This window comes from Micromonospora sp. NPDC003944 (assembly GCF_053605225.1).
The window spans coordinates 1-22,775 of the sequence record NZ_JBSGIV010000052.1 but is presented as its reverse complement, the minus strand read 5'-3'; the positions used below and the strand labels follow the sequence as shown (position 1 = coordinate 22,775).

Sequence of the window (22,775 nt, the reverse complement as noted above, 5' to 3'; positions counted from 1 at the left end):
TGTCCCACCTCACTCGGCCATGGCGGCGATGACGTCGTCGGATGTGGTCACGCAACCGAACACGCCGCCCTGCATGGTGACCATGTGCAGCGCCGCGTCGTGGTTGGCCTTGTCGGTGGCGCCGGTGCAGTCGGACAGGATCAGGCACTCGTACCCACGGTCGTTCGCCTCGCGCATGGTCGTGTGCACGCAGACGTCGGTGGTGATGCCCGTCAGGATCAGGTGGGTGATGCCCCGGGTCCGCAGCACCAGGTCGAGGTTCGTGGCGTAGAAGGCGCCCTTGCCCGGCTTGTCGATGACCACCTCGCCGGCCACCGGGGCGACCTCGGGCACGATCTCCCAGCCCGGCTCGCCCCGGACCAGGATCCGACCGGCCGGGCCGGCCGAGCCGATCTCGGCTCCGATACGCGCCGAGCGCCACCGCTTGTTCGCCGGGAGGTCGGACAGCTCAGGATCGTGCCCCTCCCTGGTGTGTACGACGAGCATGCCGAGCGCGCGGGCGTGCTCCAGCAGGCGGGCGGTGGCCGGCAGACCGGCCCGGGTGAGCCCGATGTCGTAACCCATCGCGTCGACGTAGCCGCCCGGTCCGCAGAAATCGGTCTGCCAGTCGATGCAGAGCAGTGCGGTACGCGCGGCGTCCGCCACGCCGTCGTACGGCCACGGATAGGGGTTGGCCGGGACCGGTCCGATGCTGCCCATCCTCTCGCCTCCTGTCGTCATCGCGGTTGTCTGTCCGCCCTATTGCCGGACGGCCGCGCCCCGGTATGCCCGCCATCCGCCGGCGGCGCTGATGTCCTCGGCCGGCGGGGCGGCCGCGTACGCCTCACAGAGGAAGCCGAGCACGTCCCGCCCGTCGTGCAGCCGGACCCAGCCGAGCGAGAGCGGAGCCGGCACCCCGGCCAGCAGCCCACCGACCGCGTGCCCGGGCACTCGCCACAGCTCGACCTCGATGGAGTGGCCGGCGGGTCCGCCCGGCGCTACCCGCACCAGACCGGGCAGCCCCTCGCCGTCCGGGGTGTCCATCCGGAACAGCCGGTAGAGCGGGGCGGTGCGGGCGGCGCCGACGAGGAATGCCCCGCGCCCGACCAGCTCGGCGTTACGCGACTCGCCTGTCAGGTGCCGGCCGACGACAGCCACCAGCAGCTCGGCCGCTGCTGGGACGACCTCGACCGCTGTGCCGGGCGCCTCGCCCTCGGTGAGGGTGGCGGCCAGGCGGGCCAGTGTGGTGTCGGTGAACGCCGGGCCGACCAGGGTCAGGCTCGCCGGTCGTCCGGCGCTGGTGAAGCCGTTGGGCACTGTCACCGCGGCCAGGTCGAGCAGGTTCGCGAACTGGGTGTAGCGGCCCAGCATGGCGTTTCGCCCGATCGGGTCCTCGGCGATCTCGTCGAGCGTGAACGTGGTGCCGACGGTGGGCACCACCAGCACGTCGATGTCCTGCCAGAGCTGGTCGACCTGCGCGCGCAGCTCACGCAGGCGGTGCTGGCCCCGGAAGGCGTCGACCGCGTCGTGGCGCCGCCCGGTCTCCAGCACGGCTCGGGTGACCGGGTGCACGGAGTCCGGGTGCGATCGCAGGAAGTCGTCCAGGGCGACGAGTCGCTCGGCCACCCAGGGCCCGCGGTAGAGCAGGTCGCCAGCGTCGAAGAAGGCGCCGAGCGGCACCGACCGTGGTGACCCGACGAAGGTCCGCAATCGTTCCACCCCCGCGGCGAACCGGGCCTCCTGCCCGGTGTCGCCGAAGAACTCCAGGTCTCCTGAGTGGGGCACCCCGAGGCGTAGCGTTCCCGGGATGCGGGGAACCACCTGCTCCGTCGGCAGCGGACGCCCCCAGGGGTCTGCCGTCGTGACCGCACGGGCCGCGTGCAGCACCTCGACGGCCCCGGCGACGTCGGCGGCGAAGACTGACACGCAGTCCAGCGAGCGGCAGGCCGGGACCACGCCGGCGGTGCTGAGCAGTCCCCGGGTGGGCTTGAGGCCGACGATCCCGTTGAGCGCGGCGGGCACCCGACCGGAGCCCGCGGTGTCCGTACCCAGAGCGAAGCTGACCTGGCCCGACGCCACCGCCACCGCGGAGCCGGAGCTGGAACCCCCGGAGATCAGGCCGCCGCCGAAGACGCTCTGGCAACTGCCGTACGGCGAGCGGGCCCCGGTCAGGCCGGTGGCGAACTGGTCCAGATTCGTCTTGCCGACGAGCAGCGCGCCGGCGTCGAGCAACCGGCGCACCACCGGGGCGTCCTGGGCCGCCAGGTACCCGAAGTCGGGGCAGCCCGCAGTGGTGACCATGCCGGCCACGTCGATGTTGTCCTTGACCGCGAACGGGATGCCGTACAGCGGCAGTGCCGGGTCACCGCGACGGGTCAGCGACCGGGCGCGCTCACGCAGCCGGTCGGCCGGGACCGTGCTGATCCAGACCGGTCCCCTGTCGCGCCCGGCGAGCCCGTCCAGAACGCGTTCGGCCTGGTCCGCCGGGGTCAGGCTGCCATCGCGGTACGCCGACCGAAGGTCCGAAATCGATCGTGATGGATCTGGCATACTGTCGATTGTCGACAGTTCTGTTACGGCAAACCGCGCGCTACGTAACGACAATATGACGGCGCGTGGAGCGAGCCGGCCGGCCTTCGTGTCCCACCTCAGCCGAGGTACGAGCGGGCTCCGTGCCCGGTGAGCACGGTGAGCACCTCCTCCGGGTCTCCCCCGACGACAGCCTCGTAGAGCCGCTCGTGCCGGTGAACCCCGTCCAGCGGCTGCGCCATCTCCGCCTCGCGGCGCAGGTTGACTGCCATGTAGAGCTGCAACTTCACCAGGATCGAGCCGTACACGGCGGAGAGTTGCCGATTGCCGGCGAGCGCCACCAGCTCGACGTGGAACTTCCGGTGCGACTCGGCGACCGCCAACCGGTTGCCGGCCCGGGTCGCCTCTCTCATCCCATCCAGCGTCGCCCGCAGACCGGCGAGATCGCTCTCCCGGCCGACGGGGATCCCCGCCCGCACCGAGAAACGCTCCAGCACGTCACGCAGCTCGTACAGCTCCCGCACGTCGCGGTCCGACAATGTGGCTACCCGCACCCCACGCCGGGGCACGTGCTCGACCAGACCCTGCTGAGCGAGCAACCGCAGCGCCTCCCGCAACGGCGCCCGGCTGATCCCCAGCCGGCGGGTCAGCTGCTCCTCCACCAGGCGTTCACCCGGGTTGCTCTTGCCGCTGAGGATCTCCCGGGTCAGCCGAGAGACGGCGAGGTCCACCAGACTGACGCTCTCCAGCTCACCATCCACCGTCGATGCGACCCCGTCGTTCACTCCGACGAGTCTGCCACCTGCTCCCCGACGGCCACCCGTCGGCGGCGGGCTGCCAGGCATCGGCGGGCGCCGTCCTCATGGTGGTCTTGTGTGGGTCCGACTCGGAGACGGGCCGCTGTATCCCCGCCTTGATCTCGGCCAGGTGTAACGCTCAGGATGCCGGCCGCTACGGGACGCCGAACACCGAGCGTGACGACTCGTCGTGTGCCCGCGCGCACTGTCTGCGGCTACGTGAGTTAATCCTTTGCCCGTTGTCCCCTCGATGCGGATGATCCGGTCCGTGGGCCTCTCGCGTACCGGACATGTGGGTTTAGCAGTACCTCGGCGTGCTGGCCCCGAGGATGCCCGAGCGGTCGCCGACCTTCTTGTCCGGTCCCGTCGGGCCGCAGTCGGCGCCATCCCTGCTTCGGTCCACCCGGATAACGAGGTTCGAGAGTGGGTCCGCGCCATCGTCATTCCCGAGCAAGAAGTATGGCTGATGGAGGACACCGGCAGTCGACCGCTCGCGGTGCTGGCTCTGGATGGTGAGTGGGTCGACCAGCTCTACGTCGACCCGGCCTTCACGGGCCGGGGGTTGGGCTCCCACCTCATCGAGCTCGCGAAGTCTCACCGCCCGGCGGGACTTCAGCTGTGGACGTTCGCGACCAACACCGGGGCGCAGAGGTTCTACCGTCGCCACGGATTCACTCTGACTGAAAGGACCGACGGGTCCCGCAACGAGGAGAATGCGCCCGACATCCGCTTTGTTTGGACGGCGCCACCGTAGCCGCCGAGGCAACCGCTCAACGGCACGTGCGGACACCGCCCTACCGCCTCCCCGGGCGCCGACGCTGACCCCTGCCCGCGCGGCGGCCGTCCACGCCAGGGTTACCAGCGCCGCCCCGGCCCCCGCTGCCCCGGCCTTGAGCACGTTCCTCCGTGTCACATCAGACATGAGTTCCTCAAACCGCGCGGATCAGAGGCGGGTGCAGGTGAGGGACGGTGTCGTCGCCGCGCCGTTGGCGGTGAGACCGAAGGTCGTGGACGCGCCGGCGGCCAGGGCACCGTTCCAGGTTTCGTTGGAGACGTTCTGGGTGCTGCCGCTGGGTGCGTTACGGCCGCCCCAGATCTGGGTGATGCTTTGCCCGTTCGCGAACACCCAGCTCACTCGCCATCCGGTGATGGCAGCGGCGGCGGTGACCGTGACATCGGCCTGGAAGCCGCCCGACCACTGGTTCACGGTCTGGTAGGTGGCCGCGCAGCCGCCCGTCGGCGGGTTCGGCGGCGGCGTCGTGGTTGGCGGGGTCGTCGGCGGCGGGGTGGTGGGCGGAGCGCCGGTGAACTGGGTGAAGAATCGCCACACCTCGCCGGGGACCCAGGTCCGTGAGCCGCTGTCACCGCCGGCGCCGTCCTGTGGTGCGGCGATGTGGCCACCGTCGAACGCGGCCCACGCCACGGGGTAGCCGGCCCGGCAGCCAGAGTAGGTGTAGACCGTGTGGGTCAGGCTGCCCGCCCTCGGCTCCGGCGGGCTCGCGGCGGTGCAGCCGTTGTTGCGGACGAAGCGGTCGCGCAACGACCGTCCGCTGGTGATGCTGTCGCCGATGCCGTGCACGCCGAGGTACGCGATCGGCTGGGTGCCACCACTGCACCCGCTGAGCGTGCCGGGCGAGGACTGGACCGCGACCGCGCGGAAGACTGTCGGCCGTGCACAGGCGAGCGCGTGGCTCATCGCACCGCCGTAGCTGAAGCCGACGGAGAACCGTTGCGTCGTGTCGACACAGAGGTCGCCCTCGATCCTGCGGAGCATGTCGTCGACGAAGGTGACGTCCTCGCCACCGGAGTTGGCCCAGCCGTTGCCGATGCCCTGCGGCGCCACGAAGATCGTGCTGTTGTTCGACAGCCGCAGCAGGCCGTAGTACGCCCAGACGTCCCGCTGGACGGTCTGGCCGGTCGCCACGTCGACGGCGGTGCCGCCCCACCAGTGGAAGCCGAAGACCAGCCGGTACTGGCGGTTGCGGTCGTACCCGTCGGGGAGCTTCAGGATGAAGCTGCGGTTCTTGCCGCTGCTCTGGATGGTGTACGTGCCGTTGCCCAGGGTGGGGGCCTTGCCGCAGCCGGCGGTCGCTGCCAGCGGGCTAACCTCCGCGGCGGACACGGGGCCGGGGGTGTTGGCGAGCGCGGCGCCGGCCATTGCCGCGACGAGTACCGCCGCGGTTGCCAGTGCGCCGGCGATGGACGAACGTCTTGCCATGATGTGACTCCTCTGTCGGTCGGTGGTCGCCGGTGGGCACCGCAGCGGGCCAGATGTCGCGCCCGCTGCGGTGCGACGGTCAGGTGGTGCAGGTGGGTGATGGTGTCGAGGGCGTGCCGCCGCCGATGAAGCCGAACGTGGTCGACCCCGCCGCCGGGAGTGCGCTGTTGTGGCCGACGCCGGTAACTGAGGCCGTCGATCCGCTGGTGCTCAGGGTTCCGTTCCAGACCTGGCTGATGGTCTGACCGTTGGCGAGGGTCCAGCGAACCGTCCAGCCGTTGATCGCCGCCGCGCCGGCCGTGACCGTCACCTCTGCCTGGAAGCCGCCGGTCCAGGAGTTGACGGTGCGGTAGGTGGCGGTGCAGCCAGTCCCGCCGGGCGGCGGCGTGGTCGGGGGCGGCGTGGTGGGAGGCGGCGTGGTGGGAGGCGGATCGGAGCCCTGGTGGAACTGCCACCAGTTGACGTTGTAAAGGTTGCCGCTACCGCCGGCGAACCGCAGGTACACGTCCTGAATGCCGGTCGCGCCGCTGATCGGGCAACTGACGGTGGTCCACGTCTGCCAACCGCCGGTGCCCGCAACGGCGCAGGTGCCCACTGTGGTGCCATTGACACCGCCCAGCCGCACCTCGATGCGACCACCACTGGACCCGGAGGCCACCCGGGCGGTGAACGAACCGGCACCGGAACCGAACGCCACACCCTTGACCTTGATGTAGTCGCCGTTCTCGATCCAGCCGACGTTCATGCCACCTTCGCTGGACGCTTCGGTCTCGACCCCGGAGGACCAGGCGATCGTCTCGGCCTCCTGCCGCAGATACGGGTTGAGAGTGCCGACCTGCGGCGCGCCGGAGGTGGTCATGGTGATCGTCGGGATGGTGCCGTCGGAGCGGTAGGTGAACTTCTCCACCGCCACCGATCGGGTGAAGCCGCCACCGCCCGGCAGGGCGCCGTTGTGGTAGAAGAAGTAGGAACCGCCGTTGAAGTCGATGATGGCGGGGTGGTTGGTGAACGCGTTGCCCTGCCGGGGCATGATCGTGCCGCGGTAGGTCCACGGCCCGGTCGGGCCAGGCGCTGTGGAGTAGGCGATGAACTCCGAGCAGCATTCGGCGGCGAAGATGTTGTAGTACGTGCCGTTGCGCTTGTAGACCCAGGGTGCTTCCTCGTACAGGGTGGGGCGGCTCGTGTTGCCGCTGCGGGCGCCGAATCCGGCCGCGGTCAGCGGGATCCGGGTCGGGCTGCCGGAGAACGAGGTCATGTCGGTGTTCAGTCGGACGTACCAGAGGTTGGGGTTCCCCCAGTACAGGTACGCCTGCCCGTCGTCGTCGACGAACGCGTGCGGGTCGATCTCGCCGTTCTCCACGAGAGGTCGTCCGATGGCGTCCCGGAACGGGCCGGTGGGGCTGTCCGAGACCGCGACACCGATGGCCATCCGACCGGTGGCCCGGTTCTTGACCGGCACGTACCAGTAGAAGCGGCCGTTGCGGTAGACGGTCTGGCCGGCCCACGCGTCGGCGCTGGCCCAGCTGAACGTGGCCAGGTTCATGGGTACGCCGTGGTCGGTCCAGTTCACCATGTCCGCCGACGAGTAGACGCGCCACTCGCGCATCGTGAAGTAGGTCGAGCCGTCCTCGTCATGGCCGGTGTAGAGGTAGACGCGCCCGTTGTGCACGAGCGCCGCCGGGTCGGCCGTGTAGATGGTCTGCACGATGGGGTTGTCCGCGCGCGCCGCCGGCGGCGTCAGCACGAGCACGCAGAGCAGGCTCGCGAGCAGTGCGAGAGCCCGCCGCCGAACAGTGTTCGTCACGATGACCTCCCTCGGTCAGGACGTGATGCGGAAGGTGGCGTCCTGCCTGTCGTTCGCGCTCGAACTCGCGCTGAGCGGGTCGATCCGCAGCACGTTGCCGGCGTGTCGCAGGTACCGGTCCGGGAAGTTGTAGGAGCGGAACGAGGTCCACGTGCTGTCCGCCAGGCCGGCGGTGCGGTGGAAGGTGGCGTCCGCGCGGAAGGTCGCGGTGCCGTTGTTCGGGTCGAGGCGGATGGCGTAGTTGCTGTGCCGCAGGAAGTTTCCCGGACGGTTCACCGACTCGAACGAGACCGCGGCGGCGTCGGCCAGGCCCGGCACCAACCGCCACAACTGGTCCTGGTACGGGTCGAACGGGTACGGGTCGAGGCGGCCGATGCTGTTGGAGTGTCGGACGAAGTAGTCCGGCAGGTTCGATGACTTGAGCCGCACCCAGTTCGGTGTACCCCACCGGGAGACCAGCCCGTTGTACTCGGCGTCGCTGATGCCCTGGATCGAGCCATGCTTGGAGTTCAGCGGTGGGGTGTAGTCACGTTGGTTGAGTGACGTCCACGAGTTGCCGCCGATGGTGGAGGTGGACCAGATGTAGTAGTCGGCGTTGACCGGGCTGAACGAGTCGCCCCAGAGGTACCAGCCGTTACCTTCGTTGCGCTTGACCAGCAGCGGCGCCTCGATGGCGTTGCCCATCCGCAGTCCGCCGGTGTAGGTGGTGAAGCTGTTCGGCGCTCCGGTCGAGGAGCGGGCGCCGTAGAGGTTGCCGTTGGAGAGGTTCTTGTAATACAGGTACGTCGTGCCGCCGTCGACGACGATGTCGCCGTCGAGGACGCCGAAGCCGGGGCTGAAGAACACCTGCTGGGCGCTGACGTTGACGAAGTCGCTGGTGTAGTTGACCATCAGGACGTCGCCGCCGCTGTTGCACGAGTAGACGATGCCGTACTGGCCGCGAGAGGCGTCCCAGAAAGCCGTCGGCGCCCAGGTGTGCGCGTTGAGGGTGTGCATCCGGATCCGGCGGTAGCCGGTGAAGTTCGTCAGGTTCGTCGAGTCCCACACGTGCAGGTACTGGCTGTTCTGACCGAAGTTGGTGCCCTTGAGGTCGGTGGCCAGCACGACGAAGGTGCCGTCCTGCTTGCGGAACACGAACGGGTCACGGAGGCCGAGTTGCCCCTGCGTCGGGGTGACCACCGGGTTGTTCTGGTTGAGGGGTGTCCAGTTCAGACCGTCGCGGCTGACCGCCAGGTGGAGGCCGTAGTCCGCGCCCTGGAAGCTTGGCGTCTCGGTGAAGTAGGACATGACGTACGCGGTGTTCGCCGCCCACGCCACGCCGGGCAGCCCGGCCACGGACGCCGCGGTCAGCGCGCCCGACGCGGCTGCCGCTTTGATCAATGCTCGTCGACTGATCGCCACGATACTGAACCTCTCTGGCGTTGTGCCTGTTGATGAGACTTGTCGAGGTGCGCGGTCGAATCCGGGACTGCCGGACCGATGCCAGGGCCGGGGCAGACGGTCGTCGCCGTCGGCGGGGTTCTGGTAGGAGGCCACACGTCACGGGTTCGATGGCAGTGAACAAGCGCTGCCGGTCGATGTCGGCGCCATGGCCAGGCCAGCGACGAAGATCATCGTTAGCGCTAACAGGTGCGGCCCGTCGCACCCAACGCTGGATTCACCGATGTCTCGCTGGCGCCCGAGCTCCCGGACGGCGCGCCACCTTTGCCCACATCGACTCTCGTGGATCGCAAGGCGGTCGTCAAGGTGTGACGACCATGTTTCGCGAAAGTTTTGCCCGGCAACCGGACCCCGATCGAGCTCCCGGACCTCGCCGTCCGAGCATGAGCCCCGCATCTCAGGCAATCGGCGCGAAGGACGAACGCACGAAATGTTGTCGTGAACATTTCTGCAGCGTCGGCGTGTGCGGGGCGGAAGCCTTACCGACGGGCTGAGCACGACAGAGCCGCCCGTAGACTTTCTCTCGTGATCGAGGATGGTCAACGGCGGAGCGCCCGCAAGCCCTGGCGCGGTGACCTGCCCATCGCCACGATCGCCGAACTCGCCGGGGTCTCCCCACCCACGGTCTCCAAGGTTCTCAACGGCCGAGGTGGCGTGGGCGAGCAGACCCGGCAACGAGTGGAGGCGCTGCTACGCGACCACGGCTACCGCCGGCGACAGTCCAACAGCCCGACCCGCTGCATCGAGGTCGTCTTTCACCAGATGCTGCCCTCGATCGCCATGGAAATCCTGCGCGGCGTGCACGAGGTCGCCGGCGCGAGGGACTGCACAGTCGGCTTCACCGATGTTCGCCGACGTGTGTTGGCGGGGCTGCCCTGGATGGAACCTCTGCTACTTCGCCAGCCGACCGCGGTCATCACCGTCTTCTCCCTGGTCACCGCCGATCAGGGCGAGCGCTTCGCCGCCGGCGGCATACCGCTGGTCGCCATCGACCCCATCGGTGAGTTGTTCCCGACGCCCGCCGTCGGGGCGAACAACTGGAGCGGCGCCCTCGCCGCCACTCGGCACCTTCTTGACCTCGGCCACCGGCGGATCGGTGTGATCACCGGGCCGGTCAAGGACCTGTCCGCACGGGCCCGCCTGGACGGCTTTCGGGCTGCACTGGATTACGCCGGCGTCCCGTTCGACGAGACCCTCGAACGACGCGGTGTCTTCACCTTCGAGGACGGCCACGACCTCGGTGCCCAGTTACTGACCCGATCCGACCCGCCCACGGCTGTCGTCTGCGGCAACGACCTCCAGGCGTTCGGCGTCTACGCCGCGGCTCGGGAGGCGAACCTGCGCATTCCTGACGACCTCAGCGTGGTTGGCTTCGACGACGTCGACCAGGCCGCGTGGCTGGCACCGCCGCTGACCACGGTGCGACAGCCGTTCGGTGAGATAGGTGCCACCGCGGCACAGCTCGCGCTGGCCCTGACCGACGGGCAGCCTCTGACCCAGGAACGATATGAACTCGGCACGACTCTGGTGGTCCGTGGCAGCACCGCACCACCCGCCTCCGGATCAGCCTGAAAGCGCGAACTGGTGGTGGCCCGGGGTCCGGGCCACCACCACGATCACGAGCAGGAGATCTCGCCGTACGCCACGGTCTGTGTTGCCTGCACGATCCGGCCGTCGACCACTGTCGACGCCGTCACGCTGACCGCCCCGGCCGGAAGGCTCTTCTGGTGGATGGTGAACGGGTGGGACCGCTCCTTGCCGGCTCGCAGGTTGTTGAAGTACTTCGCGCCGAACTCGGATTGCACAGCGACATCCATCGGGGTTGAGCCCTCATTGCGCACCACGGCGGTCAGCTTCACCGTGTGCCCGGCACACGTCGACTCCAGAGTCGCCGACACACCGACGACGTCGACCTGGAATGAGGCGGTCCGCGTCTGACCCGCCACCGTGTAGGCGACGGTCACCGTCTGCCTGCCCGGCTTGTTCGGGTCGTACCCCGAAACGGTGTACCCGCCGTGGCCGGCGAGCAGGACCTCGTCGCGGACGCCGTCGGTGTAGTCGGCCGTGACCACCAGACCGGTCAGGTCGAGGGCCTGACCGAGGGCGTAGCTGGTCCGCGTCGGAGGCGTCCGCACCGAGACCGACGACGGGTCCGCGCCACGCAGGGCGGCGTGCTCCGCCTGGGTCAGCGCGAAGATGTTCCCATGGCGGATGACGCCGAGGGCGAGGTTGTAGTTCGGTTTCTGCGTCCAGTCGATGGGCGTCCACTCGCCGGAGGCGAGGTCGTCGCCCCAGTACGGGTGAAGCTGCTCCTCCAGGCGGTTCCCGGACGGCGAGCCGAGCCACTTCTGGTCGGCATAGAGGTAGTAGCCCGCACCCCGCGCGTCGCCAGGGTTCGCCTTCACCACCATCGGCGCCTCGGCGTAGGTGGTGGCCATGGTGTCGTGGGTGATGCAACCCTTGACCAGCTCCCACTGCTCGGGCGGCGCGAGCACCGACGCGGCCCGTTCCTGGTAGATGTCCTCGGAGCCGCACGAGGGGACGTGCTTGGTGGTGCCGACACCGGTGGAGGTGCGGTCGGTGACGAAGCGGTGGTAGGACCCGTCCTCCTCATCCTTGATGACGACGGCGTCGAGGGTGCCCTTGCCCGGCCTGTCGATCATCACCTGGGCCGGTGTGAACGTCACGAAGTCACGGGTGGTCGTGTAGAGGGTCTGGTTCCGGGTGAGCGGGTAACGGCCGTTCGGGTCGGTACGGTCGGGCGTGTAGTAGGTGCCGCTCGGGTACATCGAGGATGTCCAGTACACGACGTACGCCTCGATCGTTGGATCCCAGATGGCCTCGGGCGCGAACGTCATGCCCGCCTCCGGTGGTGCCACCAGGACGTGTCGCTGCTCCGACCATGTGCGCAGGTCGGTGGACTCCCACACCTCGATGTGGCGGCTGGCGCCGCTCTGCGCCCAGTCCCAGTTCTGCCACCCGTACGCCCGGCCGTCGACGTTCAGATCGGTGGCGACGAGGTAGAACCGGTCGCCCTCGGGCGACCGGACCACGGACGGGTCGCGTACGGCGTGCATGCCCTTCGAGGAGCGGAGGAAGACCTGCCCGTCGTTGGCCGCCTCCCATCGGGTCGCGTCGTTGCCGACGCTCGTGGCCAGGTAGATCTGCTGGCCCTCCTGGCTGTTCGACCTGGCGAAGTTGACCATGCCGTACCGGGAGAACGGCGCGAGTTCCACTGCCGGTCGCACCGTCAGGTCGAAGTCGCGGCAGGCCTGCCGACCGTCGGCGCGAGCGCACGCCGTCAGGGTCACCCCAACCGGCTCGGACCCGGGGGGCGGGCGGCGGACCACGCCTGGCGCGATCGGCCCGTCCGCGGTGTCGGACACGACCGTCGGATGAGACGACCTCCAGGTGACCATCGCCTGCGGCACCGCCGGCACCGTGGTCGGAAGCGTGACGTTGCCGCGTACGTCGTCAGAGTCGGGGATGACGATCCGGGCCAGGGCCAGCTCCGCGAGCCCGGCCGGGCCGACCTCCCCGGCTCGCGCCACCGGCCCGGCTCCCGCCACCACCAGCGAGACCGCCACCATGCCGACCGCCGCCACGACCAAAGCGCGGGTCAGCGCCACGACGCCCTCCGACCCGGCTCGCACCGATTCATCAAGCTGACGCCCATCGGGTCCTCCTATGTTATCGCTAACACGTAGGCGCCTAGCATTGAAACATCGAAGTAACTCGCCGTCAATGGGCCCGCAATCCGCGCTATCGACCATCACAAATCGGCAATGGTCAGACGTCTGACGCCTGACGACTGTCATCAAGTACGGCCTTGCGCGACCGTACGGCTATCCGTATGTTATCGATAACATCGATGTTTCTCCCTTGTTTCGGCTCATCGATCCCGGTGCCGACTCGTCCGTCCACAGTGGTCGGACAGGCTCCGCGATGAGCGACCACCACGCGAAGCCGGCCCGCCCTGCGCTGCCTCCTCGCGTGTAGCGACAACCGTGGCAAACGCTCGCGGCTCGACGGCACCACCGGCATACCGGGTCGCCCCCGTTCCCCGATCCGGCCCGCCCCGACCCACGCCCGGCCGCCACGGCCCCCACCACCACCAACCGAACGAGAGAGGTCTCCCCCATGGCCCTGACTCGACGAGCTTTCACACTTGGCGCGGTCGCCGCCGGCGCGGCCACCGCCACCGGCCTGACGATCACGCCCGGCGCGGCCTCAGCCGCCACCTACACCGGGTACGTCATGACCTACTTCACCGAGTCGCCGAACTTCGTCGGCGCCGACTACGGCCTGCACGTCGCCGTCAGCCGGGACGGCCTCAACTGGACCCCGTTGAACCAGAACAACCCGGTGGTCACCCCCACCGCCGGGCAGCTGGGGCTGCGCGACCCGTTCATCTTCCGCAAGCAGGACGGCACGTTCATCGTGATCGCCACCGACCTACGCGGCACGAACTTCGGCACCAACAGCCAGTACCTGCACGTGTGGGACTCGACGAACCTGACCAGCTTCACCGGTTACCGCCGGCTGCGGATGCACACCTACAACGCCCACACCTGGGCCCCGACGGTGTTCTGGGACGCCAACCGCGGGCAGTACGGCATCGTCTACTCCTGCAACAACGGCGGCGACGTGTTCCTGGTCAACTACACGTCGGACTTCCAGTCGGTCAGCTCACCGCAGGTCTTCTTCAGCCCCGGCTTCGGCGTCCTGGACGGCGACATCGTCGTGGACGGCGGCACCACGTACCTGTACTACAAGAACCTCGCCAACGGCAACCTCTACGGCGCCCGCTCGTCCACCGGAGCGCCGAACAGCTTCACCACCTACACCGGCGGGCTGCGACAGGGCGACGCCATGGAGGCACCCCTGCTGGTCAAGCGCAACGAGGGCAACGGCTGGTACCTCTGGGGCGACTCCTTCATCCCGGTCAACGCCGACTACTACGCCTGGTCGAGCAGCAACATCACCGCCAACGCCTGGACCGTGCTGAACCAGCGCGACTACACCCCGCCGCTCAACGGCAAGCACGGCTCGATCCTCGGCATCACCGAGGCCGAGTACACCGGCGCGGTCAACCGGTGGGGCACCCCGAACTGGGTACGGCTCAAGTCGTCCAACTTCCCGGACCGCTACGTGCGGCACCTCAACGGCGTCGGCCGCATCGACCCGTACCCGTTCGACCCGTATCAGGACCAGATGTGGCGGATGGTGCCCGGCCTGGCCGACTCCGCCGGGGTGTCCTTCGAGTCGGTGAACCGGCCCGGCAACTTCCTCCGGCACAGCAACTACGCCATCCGGCTCGAACCGAACACCAACACCGCGACGTTCCGCGCCGACGCGACGTTCCACCGCACCGCCGGCCTCGCCGACTCCGCGTGGACCTCCTTCCGCTCGTACAACTTCCCGGACCGGTACCTACGACACAGCGGGAACGTGCTGCGCATCGACCCGTTGAGCGCGTCCTCCAGCGCCACCGACCGGCAGGACGCCACCTTCCGAATCACGTCGTAACCAGCGGGGAGGGTCCGCTATCGCGCGGGCCCTCCCTCCCACCTTCTCGGTACTACACGGAAATCTGTCGATGCTTCCCGCCGGGCGGTGCGGCGGCCCCCCGTGGAGGCGTCCTGCGGAAGGAACCCACGATGCCCGAAGCACAGGGACCACCGGTTCGTCGTCGTCTCCTCCTCGGCGGCGGCCTGGGAGCCCTCGGAGCCATGGCGATGCCCCCGTTGTCGGGGGCCGCAGCACCACCAGGGGCCGCAGCACCACCAGGGGCCGCGGCCGCGCCCTGGGTCGACCCACCCAACGGCTACCCCGAGTGGAACAACAACATCGGGATCTTCCAGGTCAACGCCCAGCCGCCGCACGCGACCCTGATGCCCTACGCGGACCTCGACCAGGCGCTGAACGCGGACCGCACCATCTCGCCGTTCCGGTCCAGCCTCGACGGCACCTGGCGGTTCCAGCACGTCAACCGGGCGGCCGACCGCGATCCCAGCTTCCACCGGACCGATCTGAACGACAGCTCCTGGCGTCCTCTCGGGGTGCCGGCCAACTGGCAGCTACACGGGTACGACTTCCCGATCTACACGAACATCGCGTACCCCTGGTGGGGGCCCAGCGGCTACGACGAGGCCCGGACGCCACCGTTCGTGCCGACGCAGTTCAACCCCGTCGGTCAGTACCGCCGGACGTTCCAGGTCCCGTCGAGCTGGCAGGGCCGGCGCGTCCACATCCACTTCGAGGGCGTCAAGGCAGCCTTCTACCTGTGGATCAACGGCACCCGGGTGGGTTACCGCGAGGGCTCGTACACCCCGGCGGAGTTCGACATCACCGACCACCTCCAGGCAGGCACCAACCTGATCGCGGTCGAGGTCTTCCGCTTCCCGGACGGTGACTGGCTCGAGGACCAGGACATGATCCGGCTCTCCGGGATCTTCCGGTCGGTCTACCTCTACTCGTTGCCGACCGTGCACCTACGCGACTTCAAGATCGAAACGCCGCTGCGGGACAACTACACGAATGCCGACCTGGTGGTCGCCGCCAGCCTGCGCAACAGCGGCGTCCAACAGACCGGCACCTACACGGTCGAGACACAGCTCTACGACCAGAACCGGCAGCCGGTGTGGTCCGAACCGCTACGCACGCAGATCGCCATCGGCTCGGTCGCCGCCGGGCAGGACGCCAACGGGCGGGGCACGAAGGGTGTCGCGGGCCCCCGCCTCTGGTCGGCCGAGTACCCGAATCTCTATACGGCGGTGCTCCAGCTGCGCGACCCGTCGGGCGCGATCGTCCAGACCGTGTCGACCAGGGTCGGCTTCCGCGAGTTCGCGATCCGCAACGGTCTGATCCGGGTCAACGGCCAGCCGGTCTCGCTGCGCGGGGTCAACCGGCACGAGATCGACCCCGACCGGGGTGCCGCGCTCACCCGCGCCGACATGGTCCGTGACCTCCGGGTGATCAAGCAGCTCAACATCAACGCGGTCCGGACCGCGCACTACCCGAACAACCCGACCTTCTACGAACTCGCCGACGAGTACGGCCTCTACGTCATGGACGAGGCCAACCTGGAGACACACGGGGTCATGGCCGGCTACCCGGCCTCCCGGACGGACTGGACGGCACCCGTCCTCGACCGGGCCAGCGCGATGGTGCACCGGGACAAGAACCACGCCTGCGTGGTCATCTGGTCGTTGGGCAACGAGGCCGGCGGCGGCAGCAACTTCGTCGCGATGCGCAACTGGATCCGGGCGGCCGACCCGACCCGGATCATCCAGTACCAGGGCGACAACCGACCAGAGGTCAGCGACCTGCGGGTGGAGGGCTACGAGTCCCTGGCCCGCACCGAACAACGCGCCCGCGACGCCGACTCCCGGCCGTACGTGTCGCACGAGTACGCCCACTCGATGGGCAACTCGACAGGCAACCTCAAGGAGTACTGGGACATCTACCGGCGCTACCCGATCCTGCAGGGCGGATTCATCTGGGACTTCGCCGACGAGGCGATCCGTCGACCGGTGCCCAACGGCGGCGGCGCGACGTACCTGTCCTACGGTGGCGACTGGGGCGACCGGCCGGACTTCGAGGGCAGTTTCTGCGGCAACGGCATCGTCGACGCCGACCGGAAGATCGGCGGCAAGGCCGTCGAGGTCAAACAGGTCTACCAGGCGATCATCGCCGCCGCGGGCACCGACATCACCACCGGAAGCGTGCGGATCACCAACGAATACCTCTTCACCAATGTGAACGCGTTCGAGGCGCGCTGGTCACTTGTCGCCGACGGTCAGGTGATCCAGAGTGGCACCCTCAGCGCGCAGCAGGCCGACGTCGCGCCGCTGACCACCAAGACCATCCAGGTGCCGATCCAACGTCCGGCCACCATCGCGCCCGGCGCGGAGCACTTCCTGTACCTGTCGTTCCGGCTGCGTGCCGCGACGGTGTGGGCCAGCGCCGGGTTCGAGGTGGCCAAGCAGCAGTTGCCGGTCACCTTCGGCAGCCCACCGATCCAGCCGACGCCGGTCACCAGCGTGCCGACACTGGCCCTGTCGGAGACCAACACCAGCGTCGCCGTCACCGGCACCGGCTTCGCCGTCACCATCGCCAAGGCGACCGGTCTGATCAGCTCGTACGACGCGATGGGTATCCGGTTGGTCAACTCCGGCCCCACGCCGAACTTCTGGCGGGCGCCGAACGACAACGACCGGGGCAACGGTCAGCCCACCCGCAACGCGACCTGGCGTCGGGCCGGCGCCAACCGGAGCGTCACCGGCGTGGTCGTGACCCGACTGTCCGACCGCGCGATCCGGGTCACTGTCAGCGGCAACCTTCCCACCACCACCGTCTCGACGTACGCCACGACGTACACCATCTTCGGCAACGGGGAGATCAGGGTCGACAACTCGCTGCGGCCCGGGGCCTCGACCCTGCCCTACATTCCCGAGGTCGGGACGATCCTCATGCTGCCCGGCGCGCTGAACCGCCTGCGGTACTACGGTCGCGGGCCGCAGGAGAACCACTGGGACCGCCGCACCGGCTCCGACGTGGGCGTGTACCAGTCGACCGTCGCCGAGCAGTGGACCAGCTACCTGCGCCCACAGGAGAACGGCAACAAGACCGACGTCCGCTGGGCGGCGCTCACCGACAGCGTCGGCCGTGGCCTGTTGGTCGCCGGCGATGGGCTGCTGGAGGTGAACGCGTCGTACTTCACCCCGGAGGACCTGTCGGTCGGAGTCCGCCACGACTACCAACTGACACCGCGCCAAGAGGTGGTGCTGCGGGTCAACCACCGGCAGATGGGCGTCGGCGGCAACGACACCTGGGGCGCGCACACCATCGACGCGTACAAGATATTTCCGGATCGGACCTACAGCTACACCTACCGACTGCGGCCCCTACCGGACGCCAACCAGGCGATGGCCCTGTCCCGACAGCCGGTCGGCGAGGTCACCAGCGGTGGGCCGGTGCAACCGGGCGTCTACTACCGGCTGGTGGCCCAGCACAGCGGAAAGGCCGCCGACGTTAACGCCAACTCCACAGCGCCCGGTGCGCGACTCATCCAGTGGGCCATCGGCGGCGGGCTGAACCAGCAGTTCGACTTCGTCGCCGCCGACAGCGGTCACTACCGGGTACGGGCCCGGCACAGCGGCCTCGTCCTCCAGGCTCCGACCAGCAGCGGCGCCGACATCACCCAGCAGACCGACACCGGCGTCACCAGTCAGCACTGGCGGTTGGTGGACCACGGTGGCGGCGTGGTGAGCCTGGTCAACCGGCAGAGCGGACTGGCGATGGACGTCTACGCGGCCTCGACCGCCGACGGGGCGAGCATCGCCCAGTGGACCTACTCCGGCAACCCCAACCAGCGCTTCCTACTCCAACGCGCCTGACCCGAAGGGCCGGTCGGGTGGACGTCAGCTCCACTCGACCGGCCCGCCGGGTCAGCGCCGGCTCTCGCCCAAGGTCACTGGAACTGGGTGAAGAACCGCCAGGTCTCCCCGGGGACCCAGGTCCGGGAGCCGCTGTCCCCCGCCGCGCCGTCCTGCGGAGCGGCGATGTGGCCCTCGTCGAACGCGATCCACTCCACGGGATATCCCGCCGCACAGCCCGAATAGGAGGTACGGATGTGAGTGAGACTGCCGGATCCGGGCTCACGGGGGCTCTGCGCGGCGCAGCCGTTGTTCTGCACGAAACGGTCACGCAGAGACCGACCGCTGGCGATGTTCAGCACGCCATCCCGGATGCCGTGCACACCGAGGTACGCGACTCGGCCCGTACCGCCGCTGCATCCGCTGAGCTGCGCGCCGGACAGGACCGCGACCGCACGGAACACGTTCGGGCGCGCGCACGCGAGGGCGTAGCTCATGCCCCCGCCGAAGCTGAACCCGGTGGCGAACCGCAGACGCGTGTTCACGCAGAGCGCGCCCTCGATCAGCCGCAGCATGTCGTCGGTGAACGTCACGTCCTCGCCACCGGCGTTACCCCACCCGTTGCCCAGGCCCTGCGGCGCCACGAAGATCGCGCTGTTGTTCGCCAGCCGCTGCAGCCCGTAGTACGACCACACGTCCCGCTGAACCGTCTGACCGGTGGCCACGTCGGTTGCCGTGCCACCTCGCCAGTGGAAGCCGAACACCAGTCGGTACGGGTTGGTGTTGGTGTAGTTGTCCGGCACCCGGAGGATGAACGTGCGGGACTTGCCGTTGCTGGTGATGGTGTGCGTGCCGCTGCCGATCGCCGGGGCCTTGCCGCAACCGGCGGTGCCGTTTCCGGGGGTGCCCGGGTTGCCGGAGTCGCCGACCCGGACCAGCTGCCACTGCTGGTGGTTGCCGCCGAAGTCGTCGTACTGCACCACGTTGCCGCCGTCGGCGGTCGAGGCGCTCTGCACCTCCACGACCTTGTTCGAGTTCCGGTTGAGCAACCGCACGTAGCCACCGGCCGAGTCAGCCAGCCGGAACTGCTGGTTGGTGGCGTTACGGTCGGTCCACTGCACGATCGCCGTGCCGTTGGCCGTCGAGGCGCCGGAAACGTCGAGCACCTTACCCGAGTGCCGGGACTTCAACCGGTAGAAACCTCCTCCGGAGTCGACGAACTGCCACTGCTGCCAGTTGCCGTCGTTACGCGACCACTGCGCGATCCGCGCGCCGTCGACAGTGGACATGTTGTAGAGGTCCAGCGCCTTGCCGCTGTTGCGGTTGACCAACACGTACCAGGCGTTCACGTCCACCGTTGCCGCGGACGCCGGAGTGATGCCGATCAGCCCGAGCACGCCGACCAGGACGGCGCTCAGCGCCCCGGCGACGAGGGGTCGACGCCAGCGACGTCGCGGTGCGGGACGGAACCCGCCGGGTTCATTCATGGTCTTCTCCTTTTCTGGGCGCGCGAAGACAGCAGGGTGAATGTCGACGGGCTGCTTCGTGCATGCCGGAACCGCGAAACCGCGGTGCCGCTCCGCGCGCGCCGTGGCGGTGGTGATGGAATACAGATGTTAACGATCACAATGAGGAGTGTCAATGTGAATACCTAGGGAGTACGCCCGATCATCATGACCAGTGCGGCACCTTCACACACCCGGTCATCGCAGGCTGCGATGTTTGCACCGTGCACCACAGATCGCAGCTACACCTGCGCAAAGTCGTCCAGGCGCCACGATTCGTCCGTGAGCTAAACCATTCACCACTGCTCAGATGTTGTCGTTAACACCCTCCACCACCCGACCTGCAGGAGGCACAAATCGTGAACCCACGCGCTCGATTCCAGGATGTACGGAAACTACGACGTATCATCGCCGCGATCACCAGCCTGCTCTGCGTCCTCGCACTGGTTCCCGGCACGGCCAGGGCCGACAATCCGATCGTTCAGCACATCTACACCGCCGACCCGGCGCCGTTGGCGCACAACGGTCGGGTGTATCTGTACACCGGCCACGACGAGGACGGCTCGACGTACTTCACGATGCGGGAGTGGCGGGTCTTCTCGTCGGCGGACATGGTCAACTGGACCGATCACGGTGTGCCGATGAACCTCGCGACGTTCGCGTGGGCGGACGCCAACGCGTGGGCGGGTCAGGTCATCGCACGTAACGGAAAGTTCTACTGGTACGTGCCGGTGCGCCAGCGCTCCAACGGGCAGATGGTCATCGGCGTCGGGGTGGCCGACAGCCCCACCGGGCCGTTCCGCGACGCGATCGGCCGGCCCCTGGTCGGTAACGGCGAGATCGACCCGCACGCGTTCATCGACGACGACGGGCAGGCGTACCTGTACTGGGGTAACCCCGGGCTGTGGTACGTCAGGCTGAACCCGGACATGATCTCCTTCTCGGGTAGCGCGACCCGGATTCCGCTCACTACGGCGGGCTTCGGCACCCGTACCGGCAACGCGTCCCGGCCGACGCTCTACGAGGAGGGCCCGTGGGTGTTCAAGCGCAACGGGTTGTACTACAACGTGTTCGCGGCGGAGTGCTGCTCGGAGTTCATCGCGTACTCCACCGCGACCGGGCCGACCGGGCCGTGGACGTACCGGGGAACGATCATGCCGCGGCAGGGCGCGAGTTTCACCAACCACGCCGGCGTGATCGACTTCCAGGGCGGCTCGTACTTCTTCTACCACAACGGGGCGCTGCCCGGCGGTAGTGGCTACACCCGCTCGGTCGCGGTGGAGAAGTTCTCCTACACGAGCAGCGGCATGTTCCCGACGATCAACATGACCACCTCGGGGGCGCCGCAGGTGGGCACGCTGAACCCGTACGTACGGCAGGAGGCCGAGACGATCGCCTGGGGCTCGGGGATCGAGACCGAGGTGTCCAGCGAGGGCGGAATGAACGTCGGCTGGATCGAGAACGGCGACTACATCAAGGTCAAGGGTGTCGCGTTCGGCGCGGGTGCGACCTCGTTCAGCGCCCGGGTCGCGTCCGCCACCAGCGGCGGCCGGATCGAGGTACGCCTCGACAGCGCCAGCGGCCCGGTGGTGGGCACCTGCACCGTGGGTGGCACCGGCGGCTGGCAGACCTGGACCACCAGCACCTGCGCGGTCAGTGGGGCCACCGGCACCCACGACCTCTACCTGCGCTTCGCCGGCGGCAGCGGCAACCTGTTCAACATCAACTGGTGGCAGTTCAGCGGCAGCGGCGGCAGCGGTGGCAACCTGCTCACCAACGGCGACGTCGAGAACGGCACGACGGGTTGGGCTGTGCACGGCAGCGGAACGATCTCCCGCAACACGAGCCTGGCGCACGGTGGCAGCGGATCACTGTCGATCACCGGCCGCACCGGCGCCTGGAACGGCGCCGGTCAGGACGTGACCAGCAAGCTCACCAACGGCAAGAGCTACACCACGAACGTCTGGGTACGCGCACAGAGCGGCACCCCGGCGGCGAAGGCGACACTGTCGCTGACCGCGAACGGCACGACGAACTACCTCCAGCTGACCCCGGCGGTGGCCGTGAACGTCAACGGCTGGACCCTGCTCACCGGCACGACGACCGTGTCGTGGAGCGGCACGCTCACCGGTGCCACCTTCTATGTCGAGACGGCGGAGGGCACCGACAGCCTCCTCGTCGACGACGCCTCGTTCCAGTGACGGGTGCTGCCGGAGCCGTGCCCGTACGGCTCCGGCAGCGCGGCATCGCCCCACAGCGCTCCGACTTCGGCGCTGTCGGTGACATCTTGACGAACGACATGTTATCGCTCACAGTCGATGGTTGAGGGCGGCCGCACCCGTGGTTCACCGGGCGAGCCTGCTGTGGCCCCTCGGAACATGACGTCCGTCCAGGGCATGCCGGACGTCGTGTCAGGACTCCCCGCACTGCTGCCGCGACGGCGACAGGCGCCGACGTCTCCGTTCCCGCAGGAGCAGGTCGTGCGCCGCGCCTCTCATCGCTGCACCACCACAGAGAAGGACTCCGCATGAATCACAGAAGAGCCCTGCGAGCGGCGGTGACCATAGCGGTCACCGGCGCTCTCGCCGCCGGAATGACGATGGCGCTGACCACCTCGGCAAGCGCCGGCACGACCCTCGGCGCCTCGGCGGCCGAGAAGGGCCGCTACTTCGGCGCGGCTGTCGCGACGAACAAGTTGTCCACGAGCGTCTACACGACGATCTTGAACCGTGAGTTCAACAGTGTCGTGGCCGAGAACGAGATGAAGTGGGACGCCACCGAGCCGCAGCAGGGTCGTTTCAGCTACACCGGTGGTGACCGCCTGGTCAGTCACGCGCAGGCCAATGGCATGAGCGTTCGGGGCCACGCGTTGTTGTGGCACGCGCAGCAGCCGGGCTGGGCGCAGGGCATGTCGGGCAGCGCGTTGCGCAGCGCGATGATCAACCACGTGACCCAGGTCGCCACGCACTTCCGGGGGAAGATCTACGCCTGGGATGTGGTGAACGAGGCGTTCGCCGACGGTGGCAGTGGTGGGCGTCGTGACTCGAACTTGCAGCGTACGGGCAACGACTGGATCGAGGCGGCGTTCCGGGCGGCGCGGGCGGCGGATCCGGGTGCGAAGTT

Annotated in this window: 14 protein-coding genes; 6 read left to right on the top strand and 8 right to left on the bottom strand. The window is 68.6% G+C overall.

Going from position 1 to position 22,775, the window contains the following annotated elements; translation table 11 throughout:
- Positions 1-9 precede the first annotated feature (9 nt).
- From biuH to ACWER9_RS23335, 3 genes are all read right to left on the bottom strand, one after another.
- Positions 10-699 (bottom strand): biuret amidohydrolase, encoded by a 690-nt coding sequence (biuH, locus tag ACWER9_RS23345; protein WP_452303856.1) that lies wholly within the window; start codon positions 697-699, stop codon positions 10-12.
- A 39-nt stretch (positions 700-738) separates the two neighbouring features.
- The gene (gene atzF / locus ACWER9_RS23340; RefSeq protein ID WP_452303855.1) at positions 739-2,529 is read right to left on the bottom strand and encodes an allophanate hydrolase; all 1,791 of its coding nucleotides are present in this window, start codon (positions 2,527-2,529) and stop codon (positions 739-741) included.
- Between the two features lie 98 nt (positions 2,530-2,627).
- Positions 2,628-3,293 carry a GntR family transcriptional regulator gene (locus ACWER9_RS23335; protein ID WP_452303854.1) on the bottom strand — a complete coding sequence of 222 codons (666 nt, stop codon included), beginning with the start codon at positions 3,291-3,293 and terminating at the stop codon, positions 2,628-2,630.
- Between the two features lie 262 nt (positions 3,294-3,555).
- Here ACWER9_RS23335 and ACWER9_RS23330 point away from each other — a divergent pair, with 262 nt between their 5' ends.
- The gene (locus ACWER9_RS23330; RefSeq protein ID WP_452303853.1) at positions 3,556-4,059 is read left to right on the top strand and encodes an N-acetyltransferase family protein; all 504 of its coding nucleotides are present in this window, start codon (positions 3,556-3,558) and stop codon (positions 4,057-4,059) included.
- Positions 4,060-4,248: 189 nt separating this feature from the next.
- Here the strand turns inward: ACWER9_RS23330 and ACWER9_RS23325 are convergent, their stop codons facing one another.
- From ACWER9_RS23325 to ACWER9_RS23315, 3 genes are all read right to left on the bottom strand, one after another.
- Complete coding sequence (locus ACWER9_RS23325) at positions 4,249-5,523, bottom strand: cellulose binding domain-containing protein (RefSeq protein WP_452303852.1); 1,275 nt, start codon at positions 5,521-5,523, stop codon at positions 4,249-4,251.
- Between the two features lie 79 nt (positions 5,524-5,602).
- Positions 5,603-7,264, bottom strand: a complete 1,662-nt coding sequence (locus tag ACWER9_RS23320) for a family 43 glycosylhydrolase (protein WP_452303883.1) — start codon at positions 7,262-7,264, stop codon at positions 5,603-5,605.
- Positions 7,265-7,342: 78 nt separating this feature from the next.
- Positions 7,343-8,728, bottom strand: coding sequence for a glycoside hydrolase family 43 protein (locus ACWER9_RS23315; protein ID WP_452303851.1), 1,386 nt, complete (start codon positions 8,726-8,728; stop codon positions 7,343-7,345).
- Positions 8,729-9,292: 564 nt separating this feature from the next.
- Here ACWER9_RS23315 and ACWER9_RS23310 point away from each other — a divergent pair.
- On the top strand, positions 9,293-10,339 hold the full coding sequence (locus ACWER9_RS23310; protein WP_452303850.1) for a LacI family DNA-binding transcriptional regulator: 1,047 nt from the start codon (positions 9,293-9,295) through the stop codon (positions 10,337-10,339).
- 44 nt (positions 10,340-10,383) lie between these two features.
- Here ACWER9_RS23310 and ACWER9_RS23305 read toward each other — a convergent pair whose 3' ends face one another.
- On the bottom strand, positions 10,384-12,396 hold the full coding sequence (locus ACWER9_RS23305) for an immunoglobulin-like domain-containing protein (protein WP_452303849.1): 2,013 nt from the start codon (positions 12,394-12,396) through the stop codon (positions 10,384-10,386).
- A gap of 511 nt (positions 12,397-12,907) precedes the next feature.
- Here ACWER9_RS23305 and ACWER9_RS23300 point away from each other — a divergent pair.
- Together ACWER9_RS23300 and ACWER9_RS23295 are read left to right on the top strand one after the other, a co-directional pair.
- A complete protein-coding gene (locus tag ACWER9_RS23300; RefSeq protein WP_452303848.1) occupies positions 12,908-14,296 on the top strand; it encodes a glycoside hydrolase family 43 protein in 1,389 nt (462 codons plus the stop codon).
- Between the two features lie 203 nt (positions 14,297-14,499).
- Positions 14,500-18,168 (top strand): glycoside hydrolase family 2 TIM barrel-domain containing protein, encoded by a 3,669-nt coding sequence (locus tag ACWER9_RS23295; protein WP_452303847.1) that lies wholly within the window; start codon positions 14,500-14,502, stop codon positions 18,166-18,168.
- Positions 18,169-18,242: 74 nt separating this feature from the next.
- On the opposite strand, the gene ACWER9_RS23290 is transcribed toward ACWER9_RS23295, so the two are convergent.
- Positions 18,243-19,634 (bottom strand): RICIN domain-containing protein, encoded by a 1,392-nt coding sequence (locus ACWER9_RS23290; RefSeq protein ID WP_452303846.1) that lies wholly within the window; start codon positions 19,632-19,634, stop codon positions 18,243-18,245.
- Between the two features lie 422 nt (positions 19,635-20,056).
- Between ACWER9_RS23290 and ACWER9_RS23285 the strand changes: the two genes are divergently transcribed.
- A complete protein-coding gene (locus ACWER9_RS23285) occupies positions 20,057-21,853 on the top strand; it encodes a family 43 glycosylhydrolase (RefSeq protein ID WP_452303882.1) in 1,797 nt (598 codons plus the stop codon).
- Positions 21,854-22,179: 326 nt separating this feature from the next.
- On the top strand, positions 22,180-22,775 hold a 596-nt coding region (locus tag ACWER9_RS23280), incomplete at its 3' end, for an endo-1,4-beta-xylanase (protein WP_452303845.1).